Consider the following 18,392-nt stretch of genomic DNA (forward strand, 5'->3'; position numbering starts at 1 on the left):
GTCAGGGCAGCCACTTCTGCCAGACGTCCTTGTTGTCCTTGACCCACTTCTCGGCTGCCGCCTTCGAGTTCATCTTCTCGTCCGCGATCATCGAGGCGACCACGTTCTGCTGCTCGGCGGTCCAGTTGAAGTTCTTCAGGAACTCGGCCGCGTCACCGCCGTCCTCGGCGAAGTCGGCGTTGAAGTACTTCTGCAGCGGGGTCTGGGCGTAGGCGCAGTCCACCTTCTCGGGATCGGCGTCGCAGCCCTCCTTGTACTCGGGCAGCTTCACCTCGACCAGGTCGAGCTGGGCGTTCAGCCACTGAGGAGTCCACCAGTAGGTGATGAAGGGCTTCTTGGCCTTGTAGTTCTCCTTTATCTGGGTGATCTGCGCGGCCTCGGAGCCGGCGTAGACCGTCTTGTAGTCCAGCTCGAGGTTCTTGATGATCGCGTCGTCGTTGGTGGTGTACGACGGCGAGCCCTCCAGGAGCTGGCCCTTGTCGCCGCTCTCGGCGGTCCTGAAGAGGTTCTTGTACTTGTTGAGGTTCTTCCAGTCCGTGATGTCCGGGTGCTCGTCGGCCAGGTACTTCGGCACGAACCAGCCGATGTGGCCGACCACACCGAGGTCGCCGCCCTCGACGACGGTCTTCTTGTCCTTGACGTACAGGTCGACCTTCTTCGGGGCGCCGCCCCAGTCCTCCATGATGGCGTCGACCTTGCCGCTGTTGAGGGCGTCGAAGGCGACCGACTCGTCGAGCTGGGTGAGCTCGGCCTTGGTGTCCAGCTCGTTCTCGAGGATGTACTGGGCGACGGCGGCGTTGGCCTCCGCGCCGACCCACGACGGCACCGCGATGGTGACCGAGTCGGAGGAGCCCTTGGACGAGGAGGAGCCGGTGTCGGCGGCGGCGCAGGCGCTCAGACCGGTGAGGGCGGTCACGACCGCGACGGCGGTCGCGGTCCGGGTGAGGCGCGTTCTGGCCCCGCTGGGCTTCGCTCCGGCCGGGCCGGTCGGGTTCAGCTTCTTCATGCGCATGAGGGGTTCTCCTGGTTCGTTGTTCGTTCGGTCGGTCGGTGGTGCCGGCGGGGGTGGGCGCCGGGTCCGGGGGTCAGGGTGTGCCGGTCGTGGACCGGGTGCGCTGGGTGGTGCGGTCCAGGACCAGACCGAGCAGCACGATCGCGACGCCGGCGGTCAGACCGGTGCCCAGAGCGCTCTTCTGGAGGCCGAAGACGACGTCGTAGCCGAGGGCTCCGGAGCCGACGAAGCCGCCGATGATGACCATGGCGAGGACCAGGACGACGCCCTGGTTGAGGGCGAGCATCAGCGCCGGCCGGGCCAGCGGTACCTGGACCTGGCAGATCTGCTGGAAGGTGCCGGCGCCCAGGGAGCGGGAGGCCTCCAGGGCCGCGGGGTCCACCTGGCGCAGGCCCTGCACGGTGATCCGGATGACGGCGGGCAGCGCGTAGAGCACCGCCGCGGCGACGGCGGCGGAACGGCCCACGTTGAACAGGGCGACCACCGGGATCAGGTAGATGAACTGCGGCAGGGTCTGCATGGTGTCGAGCAGGGGCCGCAGCACTCGTTCGACCACCGGCATCCGGGCGGCGACCACCCCGATGAGGAAGCCGAGGAGAAGGGTGACGACGACTCCCGCGATGGCCTGCGACAGGGTGTCGAGGGAGTTGTCCCACACGTCGATGACACCGATACCGGCCATGGACGCGGCGGCCGTGGCCATGGCGCCCCAGCCGCCGGCCAGGAGGCCGAGCACCGCGGCGAGCAGCACCAGGAGCCACCACGGGGTGGCGGTCAGGCCGTCGCGGAGCGGGTCGAGCACCCAGGTGGTGAAGCCGTCGGCCCAGGTACGGGTGCCGCCCAGGACGGGCACGCCCTCGGCGAGGTGACCCGTGAACCAGTCCATGGCCCGGTTGACCGGCTGGGAGATGTCCACGGTCCACGGCTCGGGCCACTCCTCGATGAGCAGCGCGGCGCCCGCCGTGGAGGCCACGACGCCCACTCCGGCCGTCAGGCTCCAGCCGCGCCAGCCGTGCAGGAGGCGGACGGGGGAGGGGCCGGGGCCCTCACCGAGCCGGTCGCCGGCGGCGGCGGTGGTGCGGTCCAGCCAGACGGCCAGCAGCACGATCGGGATGCCCGCGGCCAGTGCCCTGCCGACGTCGACGGTGGACAAGGCCTGGAAGACCTCCTCGCCGAGGCCGCCGGCGCCGACCACGGAGGCGATGGTGACCATGGACAGGGCCATCATGATCGTCTGGTTGAGGCCGAGCAGGATCTCCTTGCGGGCCAGCGGCAGCCGGGCGGTCAGCAGCCGCTGCCGGGTACTCGCGCCCAGTGACCGGGCGGCCTCCATCACGCCCGCGTCGGCGCCGCGCAGGCCGAGCGCGGTGAGCCGGGCCATGGGCGGGGCGGCGTAGATGATGGTGGCGATCAGCGCCGAGGGCACGCCGATCCCGAAGAGCAGCACCAGCGGCAGCAGGTAGGCGAACGCCGGCATGATCTGCATGGTGTCCAGCACCGGGCGCAGGATCTTCTGGAAGCGGTCCGACAGACCGCCGCCCAGGCCGAGCAGGCCGCCGATGACCGCGGACACGATGACCGCGATCGCCATCAGGGCGAGGGTCTCCATGGTGGCTTCCCACATGCCGAGCAGGCCGCACACCACGAAGGACGCCAGCGTGACGCCGGCCAGTTTGACTCCGCGCCGGCTCTGCAGGCCGCCGATGCGCCAGGAGAGCAGGACGGCGCCCAGCGTCACCGGGAACCAGCCGACGTTCACCAGCAGGTCCGTCATCCAGCCGACGGAGTCGTCGGACCAGTTGCTCAGGTGGAGCAGGAAGTAGAGGAAGACGGGGTGGGTGTCCCGGTTGCGCACGACCCAGGCGTAGGCGTCGTCCAGCGGTGTCTTGACGTCGGCGGTCAGCGCGGACGGCCAGACTCCGCTGCCCCAGAGGGCCGCCGCGACCGGCACGAGCACGACCGCGGCGACGGCCAGCGGGAGGAGACGGCGCAGCAGCGGGTGGGCCGGCCATGAGCGGGCCGCTCGCGGGGCCGGTTTCCTGGCCGGTTCCGTGGGCGGGGAGGGCGGGGCGGGGGTGGTGACGGCGCTCATATGCCCCGCCCCCGTGCGGTCGCGGTGGCCGTCTCCGCGGCGCCGGTTCCGATGCCGGCGCTCATCGGGCGGCTTCCTTCGCCGGGCGGCCGTCGATTCCGGCGACGACCCGCAGGAGGTCGACGTGGTCGACCTGGCCCAGGCAGCGGTCGTTCTCCACGACGCAGGCGGCGCGGCCCGTGCGGGCGACGACCTCGATGGCGCCGGAGACGACGGTGTCGGGGGCGAGGGCCCCCGGGTGGTCGGGCCCGCCGCAGTCTCCGGGGCGCATCGCGGTGCGGACGGTGAGGACCTGTTCGCGCGGGACGTCCCGGACGAACTCGCGGACGTAGTCGTCGGCGGGAGAGCCGACGATCTCCTCGGGTGTGCCCAGCTGGACCACCCGGCCGTCGCGCATCAGGGCGATCCGGTCTCCGAGCTTCAGGGCTTCCTGGAGGTCGTGGGTGATGAAGACCATCGTGCGGCCCTCCTCGCGGTGCAGCCGGATCACCTCCTCCTGCATGTCGCGCCGGATCAGCGGGTCGAGCGCGCTGAACGGCTCGTCGAAGAGGAGGACCTCGGGGTCGACGGCGAGGGCGCGGGCGAGCCCGACGCGCTGCTGCTGACCGCCGGAGAGCTGCGCGGGTCTGCGCTGTTCCATGCCCTCGAGGCCGACCTTGGCGACGACCTGGGCGGCCTTCTCGCGGCGCTCCGCCTTGCCCATGCCCTGGATCTCGAGGCCGTAGGCGACGTTGTCGAGGACGGTGCGGTGCGGCAGCAGGCCGAAGTGCTGGAAGACCATGGCGGCGCGGTGCCGGCGCAGTTCGCGCAGCCGTGCCTTGTCCATGGCGCGGACGTCCTCACCGTCGATGACGATGCTGCCCGCGGTCGGTTCGATCAGCCGGGTCAGACAGCGCACCAGGGTGGACTTGCCGGAACCGGACAGGCCCATGACGACGAAGACCTCGCCCTTGCGGACGTCGAAGCTCACGTCCCGGACGGCGGCCGTGCACCCGGTGCGGGCGCGCAGCCCGGCGGCGTCGAGTGCGGCGAGCTCCGGGTCTGCGGGGACGCGCTCGGCCCTGGGGCCGAAGACCTTCCACAGTCCGTCGACGGAGAAGACGGGGGTGTCGGTGGCCGGAGCGACCGGGGCGGTGGCGGGGGTGGTGGTCACGCGGCACCACCGATCAGTTCCACGGCGCGCTCGCCGACCATCAGGACACCGATCATCGGGTTGACGGCGGTCATGGTCGGGAAGACGGAGGCGTCCGCGATCCGGATGCCCTCCAGCCCGCGGATGCGCAACTCGGGGTCGACCACCGCCCCGTCGTCGTCGGCGGCGCCCATCCGGCAGGTGCCGGCCGGGTGGTAGACGGTGTGGGCGACCTTGCGGGCGTACTCGCCGAGCTCCTCGTCGCCGGTGACGTCCGGGCCGGGAGCGACCTCGCGCTTGAGCCAGTGGGCGAGCGGCTCGGTCTTGGCGATCTCGCGGGCGATGCGGATGCCGTCGACGAGGGTGCGGCCGTCGTAGTCGTCCTCGTCGGTGAAGTAGCGGAAGTCGAGGGCGGGTTTGACGTCGGGGTCGGCGCTGGTGAGGTAGAGCCGGCCGCGGGACTTCGGCTTGGGGATGTTCGGGGTCATGGAGACGCCGAACTCCGGCCGCCGGTAGCCCAGTCGCTCCGGATTGTCGGTGAAGGGGATCTGATAGAAGTGGAACATCAGGTCGGGGCCCGCGTGTTGGGGGTCGCGGCGCACGAAGAGGCCGGCGTCGGAGTCCATCGCCGAGTTGTCGGGTATGGGTCCGTCCGTCTCCCAGACGATCACCGACTCGGGGTGGTCGAGCAGGTTCTCGCCCACGCCGGGCAGATCGAGCACCACGGGTATGCCGAGCGCCTCCAGGTCGGCCCGGGGACCGATGCCGGAGTGCAGCAGCAGGCGGGGGGAGTCGACCGCGCCGGCGCACAGCACGACCTCGCGCCGCGCCCTGACGAGGGTCTCCTCGCCGTCCTTGGTCCGCACATGGACGCCCTCGGCGCGGGTGCCGTTCAGCTCCAGGCGGTACGCCCAGGTCTCCAGCATGAGCGTGAGGCCGGGGCGTTCGTCCATCACGGGGTGCAGGTACGCCACCGACGCCGACGAACGCTTGTTGTTCTCCGGGTGGTAGGCCAGGTCGAAGAAGCCGGCCCCCTCGGAGAAGGGCTTCTTGTTGAAGCCCTCGATCCGCGGGACCTCGAGCGCGGTCTGCGCGGCGTCGACGAAGTCCCGGGCGATGGCGTTCCGGTCCTTCTCGTCGACCGGCACGATGTTGTTCCTGAGACGGGCGTAGTACGCCTCCATCTGCACCGCGCCCCAGCCCTGGGCGCCGGCCGCCTCCCACTCGTCCCAGTCGGACGGCAGCGGCTTGAACGCGATGAGCGTGTTGTGCGAGGAGCAGCCGCCGAGGACGCGTGCGCGGCTGTGCCGGATGTGCGAATTGCCGCGCGGCTGCTCGGTGGTGGGGTAGTCGTAGTCGAGTTCGCCGCCGAGCAGGCCCATCCAGCGGCGCAGGGTCAGCACGTCGTCGCGGCCGACGTCGCTGGGGCCGCCCTCGATGACGGCGACGGTGACGTCCGGGTTCTCGGTCAGCCGGGAGGCGATGACGGATCCGGCGGTGCCGCCGCCTATGACGACGTAGTCGTAGACGAGTTCACGTTCGTGGGTTTGAGCGGTCATCGGGGTGGTACTCCTCCGGGGACTCGGGGCAGGTGGGCGGATCGCGGTGCGACGGCCGGTACGGAGAGCAGGGTGGGTGACCCGGTACGGCGAGCGATGCGGGCGGACGGTGCGACGGGTGATACGGACGGCGGTGCGACGGGCCGGGTGAAGGACGGGCGGCCGGCCGCTGAGCGGGCGGCTCGACCGCCGCAAGCGGTTCGGCCGGCCGCGGAACGTCCCGCCGGACGCGGCCGGGCGGTACGGGGACTCCGGACCGGCTTGTGGTTCAGCCCGCGAACCAGCGCACGGGCCTCGGCGCCAGGTTCTGGTACACGTGCTTGGTCTCGCGGTACTCGGCGAGACCGGCCGGGCCCAGTTCCCGGCCCACCCCGCTCCTGCCGAAGCCGCCCCATTCCGCCTGCGGGAGGTAGGGGTGGAAGTCGTTGATCCACACGGTGCCGTGGCGCAGCCGTCCGGCCACCCGCCGGGCGCGGCCCGCGTCGGCGGTCCACACGGCGCCGGCCAGCCCGTACTCGGTGTCGTTGGCGAGGGCGACGGCCTCGTCCTCGGTGCGGAAGGTCTCGACGGTGAGGACCGGTCCGAAGACCTCCTCGCGTACGACGCGCATCTCCCGGTGGCAGCGGTCGAGGACGGTCGGCTCGAAGAAGTAGCCGGCCTCGGGGCGTTCGGCGGACGGCTCGGGCCGCTTGCCGCCGCAGCGCAGTACCGCGCCCTCCTTCAGCGCGGACTCGACGTACGCCTCGACCTTCTCGCGCTGCTGCGCGGAGACCAGCGGACCGCACTCGACACCGTCCGCGGTGCCCCGGCCGAGCCTGATCTTCTCCGCCCGGCGGGCGAGTTCGGCGACGAAGCGGTCCCGGACCGACTCCTCGACGATGAGCCGCGCGCCCGCGGAGCAGACCTGGCCGCTGTGAATGAAGGCCGCGTTGAGGGCCTGGTCGACCGCGGTGTCGAAGCCCTCGTCGGTGGCGCAGGCGTCGGCGAAGACCACGTTGGGGTTCTTGCCGCCGAGTTCCAGGGCCACCTTCTTCACGCTCGGGGCGGCGGCCCGGGCGACCTTGGTGCCGCTCACCAGGCCGCCGGTGAAGGAGACCAGGTCGACGTCCGGGTGCTCGGCCAGCCGGGCGCCGACGGTGTGACCGGGTCCGGTGACGATGCCCGCGACGCCGGCGGGCAGTCCGGCCTCGGCCAGCAGGCCGATGAGGGCGACGGTGGTGAGCGGGGTGATCTCGCTGGGCTTGACCACGAAGGTGTTGCCGGCCGCGAGGGCGGGGGCGATCTTCCAGCTGGCCTGGAGCAGCGGATAGTTCCAGGGGGTGATCAGCGCGCAGACGCCGACCGGCTCGTGCACGACGACGCTGTGGATGTCGGGCGAGCCCGCGTCGACGACCCGTCCGGGCGCCTCCGCGGCGACCAGGTCGGCGAAGTAGCGGAAGGCGTCGGCCACACAGTCGATGTCGACGCGGCCCTCCTCGGCTGTCTTGCCCGCGTCGCGGCTCTCCAGCAGGCCGAGCTCCTCCCGGTCCCGCACGAGCAGGTCCGCGACGCGGCGCAGCAGCGCGGCCCGTTCGGCGACGGGCGTGTGCGGCCAGGGCCCCTCGTCGAAGGCACGGCGCGCGGCTGCCACCGCGAGGTCGGTGTCCTTCTCGTCGCCCTCCGCGACCACGGCGAACGGCAGGGCGTCCGCGGGGTCGAGGATCTCGCGGGTGGCCCCCGAGACGGCGGTCCGCCACTCGCCTCCCGCGTGGATGGTGCCGCGCACCCGGAGTTCTGTGCTGTCCGCCATGTTCGGTAACTGCCTTCCGTTCCTGTTCCACGTCCGTGCACCACACATGTGTCACCCACATGTGTCACCCACGGGACCGGGTGCTCCTGCCCTGTTGTCCCGAATGCATGCCGAATCCATGGCCGGAAGTGCTCCGAGTCACTGCACACGAGTGTCCCGCCGAGCGTCCGAACGCGTGTGAGCCCCGTACCGGCGGAACCGGTACGGGGCCCACGGGCCTGTTCGCGCAGGTCAGATGAGGCCGAGACCGCGGACCGCCTCGCGCTCCTCCTCGAGCTCCTTGACGGAGGCGTCGATCCGGGCGCGCGAGAACTCGTTGATCTCCAGGCCCTGGACGATCTCGTACGTCCCGTCCTTGACGGTGACCGGGAAGGAGGAGATGAGGCCCTCGGGGACGCCGTAGGAGCCGTCCGACGGGATGCCCATGGAGACCCAGTCACCCTCGTCGGTGCCGTTGACCCAGGTGTGCACGTGGTCGATGGCGGCGTTGGCGGCGGAGGCGGCCGACGAGGCGCCACGGGCCTCGATGATCGCGGCGCCGCGCTTGGCGACGGTCGGGATGAAGTCCTCGGCCAGCCACTTCTCGTCGTTCACGACCTCGGCGGCGTTCTTGCCGGCGACGGTGGCGTGGAAGATGTCCGGGTACTGGGTGGCGGAGTGGTTGCCCCAGATCGTCAGCTTCTTGATCTCGGAGACCGGGACACCGGTCTTCTTCGCCAGCTGGGTCAGCGCGCGGTTGTGGTCCAGGCGGGTCATGGCGGTGAACCGGGCGGCCGGCACGTCCGGGGCGGCGGCCTGGGCGATCAGCGCGTTGGTGTTGGCCGGGTTGCCGACGACCAGGACGCGGATGTCGTCCGCCGCGTGGGCGTTGATGGCCTGACCCTGCGGCTTGAAGATGCCGCCGTTGGCCTCGAGGAGGTCACCGCGCTCCATGCCCTTGGACCGCGGGCGGGCGCCCACGAGGAGGCCGACGTTGGCGCCGTCGAAGGCCACGTTCGGGTCGTCCGTGATGTCGATGCCCTGCAGAAGCGGGAACGCGCAGTCGTCCAGCTCCATGGCCGTGCCCTCGGCGGCCTTGAGCGCCGGGGTGATCTCCAGCAGGCGCAGCTTGACCGGCACGTCCGCGCCGAGCAGCTGGCCGGAGGCGATGCGGAAGAGCAGGGCGTAACCGATCTGGCCGGCCGCGCCGGTGACGGTGACGTTCACGGGAGTGCGGGTCATGGCGTTCTCCGTATGACAGCTGGCGGTGGGGCGGTCCCTGCCCCGGGGTGCGGGATCCCGCTCCGGCTCGTGACCGGCGTCCACCACGATGATCGATCATCGGTTCGCATGATCGGTCTCTTGGCGTCAAGAGAGATCCAGCGGTCAGGCTATCGCGCATCCGCCGGCCCGCACGGCCGGGCTCCCTGTGGCCCGCCCCACAGAGTGACCGCGCGCGTACAGGGGTAGCCGGAAGGGCACAGAAAAGGGCGGCCGTCCCGTCCGGGAGAGGTGGGGACGGGGCGGCCGCCGCCGGGGACCGACCGTGCCGGACTCCCCTGGGGGTACTTTTCGCGTGCCCGCCTTTCGCCCCGGCATTCACGTCCCCACGATTCCCCCACACATATGGACCCATACGGCCCACACACCCCGCTCCCCTCCTACTCGGCGGCACGGGCCCGGCATGCGGTCTCGTACGTGGCGAAGCGACGCCCCACAGGTCCGCACCCACCAGCCCGGAGCACCAACCCGAACGGACAGCCCCGCACCACCGGACCGGACACACGCCCACGCCCACGCCCACACGGCAGGTACCTGGCGCGGCGCCGCGACCCCCGCACGCCGGGCCGCTCGTACGACGCCCCCGGAGCCCCGGGACACGAGGCCGGGCCCACACACCCCCACCCGCACGGCGAAGCAACCGCCCCCGGGTGTCCGGCTGCCGCTCCAGGGGCTTCCGCGCGGACGGGCGGGCCGCCCGGGAGCACCGGGACACCCGAACCGGGCGGGCGGTCCACCGCGCACTGCTCCGCCGGCGGGGTGGACCGGACTACTCCGTGCAGCCCTTCTCGCCGGAGGCGGCCAGGACGGCGCAGGCCTTGACGTCCGTCGCGCTCTCGACCGGCACCATCGGGGTGTACGTGACGGTGTCGCCGACGGCGGAGATGGTGTCGCTCTGCTTCGACCCGCCCGAGCTGATCTCGACCGTGTCGCCCTGTGCGGCCTGGGTGATGCGTCCCCAGGCCGCGGCGCAGGTCTCGCTGTAACGGACCTCCACCGTGGTGGCGCCGACGGTCGCGGTCTGCGTCGTCGTGACCAGATCGCCGCTGCACCCCATGACCTCGGCGTCCTTGCCGGCGCAGCTCTCCCCGCTGCACTCGACGCCGGGGGGCAGGTTCGCGCTGGCGGTGGCGGTGGGCGACGGGGACTTCCGTGCCTCGTCCTTCTTGCGGTCGCCCTCGGTCCCGATGACGTAGAACGCGGCGGCGACCAGCACCAGCGCCCCCACCGCGCCGGCGATGAACGTGGACGTCCGCTTCTTCCCGCCGGCACCACCGGCACCACCGGAGCCGCCGTGACCGGACGGGCCCCGGGGCGGCGCCCCGTACGTCCCCGCCGGAGCGGAGCCGTAGTGGCCCGGCTGCGGCGTTCCCGGGGTTCCGGAGACACCCCAGGAGTTGCCCCCGGCCGGCCCGCCCGCGGCATCGCGCACCTCGGAGGCGGTCGGCTGCGGCGGCACGCTCGGGGAGACGCCGGCCGGCCCCGCGACGCCGGGACGGACCGCGGCTCCGGTCCTGCCCGGTCTGCCACCGGTGGACGGACCGGCGAGCTCACTGAGCGCGGCACGCGCCTGTGAGATCCGGATCGCCTCCATGGTCATGTCGTGACGCATCTCCGAACGGCTCCAGGCGCGCTCGGCGAGCTCCCACATGGTGGTGAGGTGCAGCGGGTTGGTCCCGGTGACCTCGGCCAGGGCCACGACCGCGCCCTTCGGCGCGAGCAGCCGTCCGTTCAGATACCGCTCCCAGGACGTCTTGCTGTAGCCCGTGCGGTCGGAGACCGACGCGACGCTCATGCCGCTGCGGTCCACGACCCGTCTGAGCTGACTGGTGAACTCCCTGATCTGCGGATCGAGCTCTTCCGGCAAGGCCTTCCAACGAGGCATTGCTTCCCCCTCTTCCCCCCGGTTCGTGCTGTTCTTCCCTCGCGCATGGTGCCCTCTGCCGAGTCCCCGTCCGGCTACCCACAGGGATGCCGCCAGCCAGGGTCTCAGTTCCCGGGGTGGGGGCGCACGGGAGCATGATGGCTGCGGACGGGCAACGTCGCCCGCCCGCCCGCTTACGGTCCAGTGTCCCATCGGTCACCCCCTCGACCGAACGGAACCCGGAACTAGAGGGCGGAGACACCCCGGAGCGTGCTCATTGTTCCTGCTCACCCCGGAGTTCCACCACTTCGTCACACATCCGCGGACTTGTCGAAACATCGACCCAGACGGCCGGAGCGATGATCACATCAATCCCCTGCGCCCCACGGCGGACTGTCATGTCTCGAACATGTCGCGACCGCATCGCGGGGCTGTACGGGGATTCCGGGGGACGTAGCGGAACGGTCACTTCCGTGCCACAGCGGCAGGACAGCCGTTGAACAGGCACTTCGTCGTACAGGAGTGTGGTCCGCGAACGACGGCCCGTCCTCTCACGGGGGTGAGGACGGGCCGTCGTTCGCGGAGATTCCCGGCGTGGCTCAGCCGCTGATCGTGAAGTGCAGCAGGTCCTCCAGGAACGGGATCCTCAGCTTCGGCTCCGGCTGGACCATCAGCGCCAGCACCGCGATCCCCAGACCCAGCCCGCCGTACGTGACGATGTCGGTGAACCGGGAGCGCACCGCGAGCATGCCGACGTCCCGCACCGTCCAGCGCAGCACGGCTCCGGCCACCAGGGCCACGCCGACGAGCAGCGTGCCGAGCCGGAACTGGTCCATCGCGGTCACCAGCAGCCCCAGCCCGGCCGCGAGCAGCACGGCGAGGATCGGCCACTGGCGGGCGGGCGCGGGCGCGTCACCCGGGGCCGCTCTGCCGCCGCCCTCGGGGCGCGCGGTGTCCCGGGTGAACAGCGGGAACCGGCGGGTGGCACGCCGCGGCACGCCCTCGGCGTCGGGCGCGCTGACGGAGTCGCGGACCGTGACGTCCTCGGACCGCTCCGGTGTCCGAGCCTCCGGGGCGTCCTCGGCGCCAAGGGCGTCCTCGGTCCCAGGGGCGTCCTCGGTCCCAGGGGCGTCCTCGGTCCCAGGGGCCCCGGGGGCGTCCCCGGCGTCGGGGGCGTGCCGCTCAGCCGACACTGCGCTCCGCCGCCTCGACCACGTTGACCAGCAGCTGGGCCCGGGTCATCGGGCCGACGCCGCCGGGGTTCGGGGCGACCCAGCCGGCCACCTCGGCCACGCCCGGGTGGACGTCGCCCACGATCTTGCCCTCCGCGCTGCGGGAGACACCGACGTCGAGGACGGCCGCGCCCGGCTTGACGTCCTCGGGACGGACCAGGTGGGCGCTGCCCGCGGCGGCCACGATGATGTCCGCCCGCCGCAGATGCGCCGCCAGGTCACGCGTGCCGGTGTGGCACTGGGTCACGGTGGCGTTCTCGCTGCGCCGGGTCAGCAGCAGGGGCATCGGGCGGCCGATGGTGACACCGCGCCCGACGACCACGACCTCGGCGCCCTTGATCTCCACGCCGTGGCGGCGCAGCAGGGTGATGATGCCGTTGGGGGTGCAGGGCAGCGGGGCCGGCTCGTTCAGGACGAGGCGGCCGAGGTTCATCGGGTGGAGGCCGTCGGCGTCCTTCTCCGGGTCCATCAGTTCGAGGACGCGGTTCTCGTCGATGCCCCGGGGGAGCGGCAACTGGACGATGTAGCCGGTGCAGGCGGGGTCCTCGTTCAGCTCCCGGACGACCGCCTCGATCTCCTCCTGGGTGGCCGTCTCCGGCAGTTCGCGCTGGATGGACGCGATGCCCACCTGGGCGCAGTCACGGTGCTTGCCGGCGACGTACTTCTGGCTGCCGGGGTCCTGTCCCACGAGGATCGTGCCGAGGCCGGGCGTGACGCCCTTCTCCTTCAGCGCCGTCACACGGGCGGTCAGGTCGGACTTGATCTCGGCCGCGGTGGCCTTGCCATCGAGAATCTGGGCGGTCATGCCCCCATCCTCGCGGATGACCGGGCCCCGGTTCCAATCAGCCCGGACGGCGGGCCGCCCGGACGCCCGACCCCGTGCCCGCTCCTCTTCCGCCCGAATCGGTCCAAGATCAGTGATGTTGCACTTGCACAACACATACGGCGTACGGCTGGACAAGGAAAGGAACGGTCACGAACGATGAGAGCGCAGTGCCGCGGGCAGAACCGGGGGGACGGACCGCATCTGTAGAACTTCCTCCGCGCCGGCCCCCGCGTCGTCCCCGCATCTGAAGCCCAACCGGAGGAAGAACCGCCATGAGTTTCGGCGACCCGAACAACCCCTACGGGCAGCCTCCCCAGCAGCCCCCGGCCGGACCCGGCTACGGCTACCCGCAGCAGCCCGGCGCCCCGCAGCAGGGATACGGCTACCCCGCCGCCCCGCCGGTGGCCCAGCCGTACGGCGGCGGCGGTTACGCCCCCGCCCAGATGCCGGGCATCACGCGCGCCGCGCAGATCCTGCTCGCGGTGATCGCCGTGTCCCACGTGATCATCGCGGCCGTGTACGCCGTGGCGCTGGCCGACTGGGACGAGGTGGTGGCCGAAGCCGGGCTCAGGGGCGGCACCGACGCGGAGGAGTTCGCCGACCTGGGCAAGGGCGTCATCGTCTTCTTCATCGGTCTGGCCGCCGTTTTCGCGATCCTCGGCCTGGTGCTGCTGCTCCAGTACGCCAAGGGCGGCAGCAGCGTGCGCGTCTGCTCGATCGTGTACGCCTCGTTCGCGATCGTCAGCGGCATCTTCGCCCTGGGCATGTTCGGTCTCGGCCTGCTCATCTGGGTGGTCTCGATCCTGGTGATCGTCTTCGCGGCCAAGCGCGCCAGCTCGGAATGGTTCAGACGACCGCGATACTGAACCGCACGGACCCGCTGAACGGTCCGCGCCGTCGTGTCCCGCAGGGGCCGTGTCCCGCCACTCGTGGCGTGACACGGCCCCTGCGCGTCACGGGACGCGCCGTGCGGGCGGAAGCTTCGCCGCTCCGCAGGAGCGTCCCTTAACCTGCTCCCCGTTGGACTGGAGAAAGTTGGCCCCGAGAAATCGGGGAAGGGGGAACGACTCCATGTACAGCGTCATTGTGGTGCCGCCGTCGGGCGGCGTCGGGGACGAACAGATCCGCATCGCCACGGGTGAACGTCTCACGTTCGGCAGAGCGGCGACGGAGGGCGGTCTCGCCCTCGCCCATGAAGGAGTGCCCCGGGTCGCCGGTGAGATCTCGGCGCACCGGACGTTCTGGCTGCTGAGCAACCTCAGCGAGGACCAGACCTACGTGGTGGAGAACCCGGAGGGCGCCGGCGAACACATCAAGGTCGCGCCGGGCAGGCTGGAGACACCCGTTCCGTTCGAGTTCGCGCGGGTGGTGCTGCCCTCCGCGGGCGATCTCCTCACGTTCGACGTCTGGGCTCCGTGCCACGCCTTCCGCAGCGTCGACCGCCGCGGGCTCGCGGGTGCGACGACCGTTCCGGCATTCGCCCTCGACCGTACGAAACGGTACTTCGCGGTGCTCGCGGCGCTGTGCGAGCCCCGGCTGCGCGGCGAGCCGCACGCCCCGCTGCCCGCGGTCGAGGAACTCGTCGAACGGCTGCGCCCCACCTGGCCGAAGGTCAGCCGCTCCGCCGTCTACTGGAACATCGACTACCTGGCCGTCAAGCTCCGGCTGAGACCGGGCCCGCATGACGCCGCCCGGACCGGCCGGCGGGCCAACGGCAAGAAGCAGTCCCTCGTCTCGCTCGCCCTCCGCTTCGACCTGGTGCGTGAGGACGACCTCATCGTGCTCGATCCGTCCCGTAACGAGGTGGTCCGGTGAACAGACAGCCGTACGCCGTCCCCGTCCCGAAGGGCTATCGGGTGGGCGTCTGGGAGGTACGCGAAACCCTCGCCTCGGGCGCGTTCGCCACCGTCTACGCGGCCCGCCGGGCCGTCGACGCCCCGGACCCCGCGCTGCCCCGCGACGCCGCTCTCAAGTTCCTGCCGACCGGCACCCGAACCCCTCGCCAGCTCAGCCACCTGCGCGAACTGGCCGAAAGGGAGGCCGACCTGCTGGGCCGGATCCGCGCGCCCCGGCTGATCCGCATGTACGAGACCCTGACGGTCGACGACCCGGCCCACCCGGAACTCGACGGTGCCTCCGTCCTCGTCCTGGAACGGGCGGAGGGTTCCCTGGATGCCTTGCTGGAGCGGACCCCGGCCCCCGAGGCCGGCCCGGCACTGCTCGCCCAGATCTGCGAGGGCCTGCACCAGTTGCACCACGCGGGCTGGGTGCACGGTGACCTGAAACCGGCCAACGTGCTGTTGCTGGCGGACGGTTCGGTGCGCCTCGCCGATTTCAACATGGCCGCCGAACTCGAGGGCACCCACGCCTACTCCCCTGCCTTCGCCACCCCCGACTACACCGCACCCGAACTGCTCTGGCCCGAGATCGACGAGCGGGGCGCCCGGATCCGCCCCACCGCCGACATCTGGGCCTTCGGCGTCCTCGCCCACATCGTCCTGTCCGGCTCCTTCCCGCTCCCGGGCGGCTCCACGCAGGCCCGCACCGACGCGGCGATGCGCTACGCCCGGGGCGCGGAGGAACTCCGGCTGTCCCCCGGACTCCCCGACGACTGGCGGGAGATCGTACGGGACTGTCTGGCCGCCACGCACGAGGAGCGCGCCGCGGACACGGCGGCACTGCTGCGCCGCGTGGAACAGGCCGCGGGCGCCTCCCGCTCCGCCCGTCTGCCCCGGCTGAAGCCCCGGCGGTGGCGGCGCCCCGCGGCCCTGGCGGCGGTCGTCGCCGCGCTGGTGCTTGCGGGCTCCGGCGTGGCGTACACAAGCCTGCGGGACGAGGCTCCCGCGGCCGCCGCGCCGCCCACGTGCGAGAAGCCGGTGGTGTACGAGGATCCTGAGCACGGCCCCGGCCACATGGCGGGTCACAGCGGCACGTGGGACTTCACCGTCAAACAGGGGGACGGAGGAAGCCAGGTCAGAGAGCTCCAGTGCCTGCTCCGGTACCTGCACGGCGTCACGGAGGTCGGCGCGGTCGACGGCGATTTCGGCCCCCTGACCCACGGGGCGGTCGTCACCTTCCAGGAACGGGCCGGGCTGGACGCGGACGGCATGGTGGGCCCCGCCACATGGCGCGCCCTGCGCCGGACGGACGGCTGAATCCGAGTCCGCTGGTCCCGCGCGGCCGCCGGCGGGGGGGGGGGGGGGGGGGGGGGGGGGGGGGGGGGGGGGGGGCGCACCCACCCCGTCCGCGATCGCCCCGATCTTCTCGGCCTTGGGGAACCCGACGTCCGGCTCGCCCTTCAGCGCGGCCTTCATGAACGCGGTCCACACCTCCGTGGGGATGTCACCACCGTGGATCGAGTCCTTGCCCGCAGTGCCGTTCATGGAGAGCAGCTTGTGACTCTTGGGGTCCTCACGGAACATCGTGACCGCGGTCGAGAGCTGTTTGGTGTAGCCGACGAACCAGGCTGACTTGTTCTCGTCGGTCGTACCCGTCTTGCCGGCGGCCGTACGTCCCAGCTCCTTCGCGTGCTGGGCGGTTCCGTTCTCGATCACGTTCTCGAGCAGGTCGGTGACGTTGTTCGCCACGTTCTCGGGCATGGCCTGCTTGACCCGAGGCTTCTCGAAATTGGGCAGCTCCGTCCCCTTGTGCTTGACGGCGGTCACCGAATAGGGATCCGCCTGCTTGCCGGACGCCGCGAAGGTCGCATAGGAATCGGCCATACGGATCGCGCTGGGGGTCGAGGTACCGAGCGCGAACGAGGCGTTCAGCCCGGCGAAGCTGTCCTTGAGGATGCCGGACCTTTCGGCGACGTCCGCCACGTTCTTCATCCCCACATCCATGCCCAGCTGCACGAACGGGGTGTTGACGGACTGCTCCATCGCCTTGCGCAGGGTGATGTAGCCCCACGGGAAGTCGCTCTCGTTCTCCTGGAAGAAGGGTGTGTTGTCCTTCTTGAGGACGAAGGACCCGTCGTTGTTCCTGACCTTCAGGTGGTCGTCACCGTTGTACTTGCTGAGAGGTGACACACCCTCGCCGTCGGTCTCATAGGTACCGTGCTGCATCGCGGCGGCCATCACGAACGGCTTCCACGTCGAGCCGACCGGGATACCCGAGGTGTCCGCGTTGTTGTTGAAGTGGCCGTTCTCGAAGCCGGCACCACCGTAGAGCGCGACGATCGCACCGTCATTGGGTTTCACCGTCGCCGCACCGAACTGGACGTGCTTGTCCAGCTCGCGCTTCGGATCGATGTTCTTCTTCTCGACCTTCTTGACGGCCTTGGCGAGTGCGTCGACCTTGTCCTTCTCGAAGGTGGTGTAGATCTGGTAGCCGCCCTGGTCGAACTGCGCCTCCGTGATGTCGGAGTTCTTCAGGACGAACCGCTTCGCCGTGTCGACGAGATAGCTGATCTGGCCGGTCATGCCCTTGGTCGCCTTGCGGCCCTGCGGCATGGGGTACTTCGCGGTCGCCTTCTGGTACTCGGCGTCCGTGAGGTGCTCGTCGGCGTGCATCTGCTCGAGGATCCAGCCCCAGCGCTCCTCGGAGCGCTCGCGGTTGGCCTCGGGACTGGCCGCCTTGTCGAGGTTCTGGTTGCCCGCGGGGTCGTAGTACGTCGGGCCCTTGAGCAGGGCGGCGAGGAAGGCGCACTCGCTCGGCGTGAGCTTGACCGCGTCCTTGCCGTAGTACGTCTGGGCGGCGGCCTGGATGCCATAGGCGCCACGGCCGTAGTACGAGGTGTTCAGGTAGCCCTGGAGGATCTCGTCCTTGGAGAGCTTCGTGCCCACCTTGATCGAGATGAACATCTCCTTGAACTTCCGGGAGAGCGTCTGTTCCTGGGTCAGGTAGGTGTTCTTGACGAACTGCTGGGTGATCGTCGAACCACCCTGGGTGTCACCGCCCGTGGCCATGTTGCCGAGCGCCCGTGCGATACCCATGGGGTCGACGCCCGAGTCGTCGTAGAAGCTCTTGTTCTCGGCCGAGATCACCGCCCGCTGCATGGCCTCGGGGATACGGTCGATCGTGACGTTCTGCCGGTTCTGGCCGCTGCCCGTGGCGACCATCTGCTTGCCGTCGGCCCAGTAGTAGACGTTGTTCTCGGACAGCGCGGCGGCATGCCCCTCGTCCGGCACGCTGACCATCGCGTACCCGATGCCCGCCACAGCCACCAGGCTTCCGAAGAACGCGATGCACAGGCCGGAGACAAGCTTCCAGGACGGCGTCCAGCGGCGCCAGCCGTCCTTGTCGTGGCGCGGATAGTCAATGATCCGGTTCTTGGCGGGAGGTGCCGCGCGCCCTCTGCCGCGCCCGGGCGCGGCGGAACCGGCGCGGCGGGCCCCGCCTCTCTGCGCGGCGCGTCGCGCCTCGGCGCGGCTGCCGTATGCCTGGTCCTCACCTCCCGAGCCACGGGGACCCGGCCCATAGGAATCGGACGGAGATCCGGTGGCGCCTCGCGGTGCCGCGCGGCGGCCGGAGGACGAGCCGGACTGACCGCGTCGGGCCGCGGCACGTCCGCCTCCCTGCGGCGGCGGCGGTTTGCGACGGTGCTCGCTCATCGAACGACTACTCCTCGGGCAGGCGCACCGTTGTGCGCCTGGAAACGGCGTCTGGTTTCCGGTCCCCCCGAAGT

At 71.1% G+C, this 18,392-nt stretch carries 12 protein-coding genes and 1 pseudogene; 3 read left to right on the plus strand and 10 right to left on the minus strand.

Translation table 11 applies throughout. The features are described 5' to 3' along the window. Position 1 precedes the first annotated feature (1 nt). The 9 genes from HTV45_RS12550 to HTV45_RS12590 form a co-directional block, all read right to left on the minus strand. Positions 2-1,006 (minus strand): ABC transporter substrate-binding protein, encoded by a 1,005-nt coding sequence (locus tag HTV45_RS12550; RefSeq protein ID WP_215205864.1) that lies wholly within the window; start codon positions 1,004-1,006, stop codon positions 2-4. Positions 1,007-1,085: 79 nt separating this feature from the next. Next, positions 1,086-3,104, minus strand: a complete 2,019-nt coding sequence (locus tag HTV45_RS12555; RefSeq protein WP_215205780.1) for a proline/glycine betaine ABC transporter permease — start codon at positions 3,102-3,104, stop codon at positions 1,086-1,088. Positions 3,105-3,165: 61 nt separating this feature from the next. Continuing rightward, positions 3,166-4,257 carry a glycine betaine/L-proline ABC transporter ATP-binding protein gene (locus HTV45_RS12560; protein ID WP_215205781.1) on the minus strand — a complete coding sequence of 364 codons (1,092 nt, stop codon included), beginning with the start codon at positions 4,255-4,257 and terminating at the stop codon, positions 3,166-3,168. Beyond that, a complete protein-coding gene (locus HTV45_RS12565) occupies positions 4,254-5,795 on the minus strand; it encodes a GMC family oxidoreductase (protein WP_215205782.1) in 1,542 nt (513 codons plus the stop codon). Before HTV45_RS12565 ends, HTV45_RS12560 begins: the two co-directional genes overlap by 4 nt. 268 nt (positions 5,796-6,063) lie before the next feature. Continuing rightward, positions 6,064-7,584: an aldehyde dehydrogenase family protein gene (locus tag HTV45_RS12570; RefSeq protein WP_215205783.1), complete on the minus strand. Its 1,521-nt coding sequence runs from the start codon at positions 7,582-7,584 to the stop codon at positions 6,064-6,066. Positions 7,585-7,815: 231 nt separating this feature from the next. After that, the gene (locus HTV45_RS12575; protein ID WP_215205784.1) at positions 7,816-8,805 is read right to left on the minus strand and encodes a malate dehydrogenase; all 990 of its coding nucleotides are present in this window, start codon (positions 8,803-8,805) and stop codon (positions 7,816-7,818) included. Between the two features lie 808 nt (positions 8,806-9,613). Next, positions 9,614-10,729: an XRE family transcriptional regulator gene (locus HTV45_RS12580; protein ID WP_215205785.1), complete on the minus strand. Its 1,116-nt coding sequence runs from the start codon at positions 10,727-10,729 to the stop codon at positions 9,614-9,616. A gap of 578 nt (positions 10,730-11,307) precedes the next feature. Then, on the minus strand, positions 11,308-11,901 hold the full coding sequence (locus HTV45_RS12585; protein WP_215205786.1) for a DUF3017 domain-containing protein: 594 nt from the start codon (positions 11,899-11,901) through the stop codon (positions 11,308-11,310). Beyond that, positions 11,891-12,745, minus strand: coding sequence for a bifunctional methylenetetrahydrofolate dehydrogenase/methenyltetrahydrofolate cyclohydrolase (locus HTV45_RS12590; protein WP_215205787.1), 855 nt, complete (start codon positions 12,743-12,745; stop codon positions 11,891-11,893). Before HTV45_RS12590 ends, HTV45_RS12585 begins: the two co-directional genes overlap by 11 nt. 293 nt (positions 12,746-13,038) lie before the next feature. Between HTV45_RS12590 and HTV45_RS12595 the strand changes: the two genes are divergently transcribed. From HTV45_RS12595 to HTV45_RS12605, 3 genes are all read left to right on the plus strand, one after another. Next, on the plus strand, positions 13,039-13,632 hold the full coding sequence (locus tag HTV45_RS12595) for a hypothetical protein (protein WP_215205788.1): 594 nt from the start codon (positions 13,039-13,041) through the stop codon (positions 13,630-13,632). A 205-nt stretch (positions 13,633-13,837) separates the two neighbouring features. After that, entirely contained in the window at positions 13,838-14,581 is a 744-nt protein-coding gene (locus tag HTV45_RS12600) for an FHA domain-containing protein (protein ID WP_215205789.1), read from the plus strand. Beyond that, the gene (locus HTV45_RS12605) at positions 14,578-15,921 is read left to right on the plus strand and encodes a serine/threonine-protein kinase (RefSeq protein WP_215205865.1); all 1,344 of its coding nucleotides are present in this window, start codon (positions 14,578-14,580) and stop codon (positions 15,919-15,921) included. The genes HTV45_RS12600 and HTV45_RS12605 overlap by 4 nt, the downstream gene beginning before the upstream one ends. A gap of 60 nt (positions 15,922-15,981) precedes the next feature. On the opposite strand, the pseudogene HTV45_RS12610 reads toward HTV45_RS12605, so the two are convergent. Continuing rightward, a pseudogene (locus tag HTV45_RS12610) lies at positions 15,982-18,318 on the minus strand (transglycosylase domain-containing protein); the annotation flags it as partial. Positions 18,319-18,392 lie beyond the last annotated feature (74 nt).

The sequence above is a fragment of the Streptomyces sp. CHD11 genome, from assembly GCF_018638295.1.
Classification (GTDB): Bacteria; Actinomycetota; Actinomycetes; order Streptomycetales; family Streptomycetaceae; genus Streptomyces.

Coding starts and splice junctions, on each gene's coding strand:
- HTV45_RS12550 (WP_215205864.1), bottom strand. CDS start 1,006: ATGAAGAAGCTGAACCCGACCGGCCCGGCCGGAGCGAAGCCCAGCGGG.
- HTV45_RS12555 (WP_215205780.1), bottom strand. CDS start 3,104: ATGAGCGCCGTCACCACCCCCGCCCCGCCCTCCCCGCCCACGGAACCG.
- HTV45_RS12565 (WP_215205782.1), bottom strand. CDS start 5,795: ATGACCGCTCAAACCCACGAACGTGAACTCGTCTACGACTACGTCGTC.
- HTV45_RS12570 (WP_215205783.1), bottom strand. CDS start 7,584: ATGGCGGACAGCACAGAACTCCGGGTGCGCGGCACCATCCACGCGGGA.
- HTV45_RS12575 (WP_215205784.1), bottom strand. CDS start 8,805: ATGACCCGCACTCCCGTGAACGTCACCGTCACCGGCGCGGCCGGCCAG.
- HTV45_RS12580 (WP_215205785.1), bottom strand. CDS start 10,729: ATGCCTCGTTGGAAGGCCTTGCCGGAAGAGCTCGATCCGCAGATCAGG.
- HTV45_RS12590 (WP_215205787.1), bottom strand. CDS start 12,745: ATGACCGCCCAGATTCTCGATGGCAAGGCCACCGCGGCCGAGATCAAG.
- HTV45_RS12595 (WP_215205788.1), top strand. CDS start 13,039: ATGAGTTTCGGCGACCCGAACAACCCCTACGGGCAGCCTCCCCAGCAG.
- HTV45_RS12600 (WP_215205789.1), top strand. CDS start 13,838: ATGTACAGCGTCATTGTGGTGCCGCCGTCGGGCGGCGTCGGGGACGAA.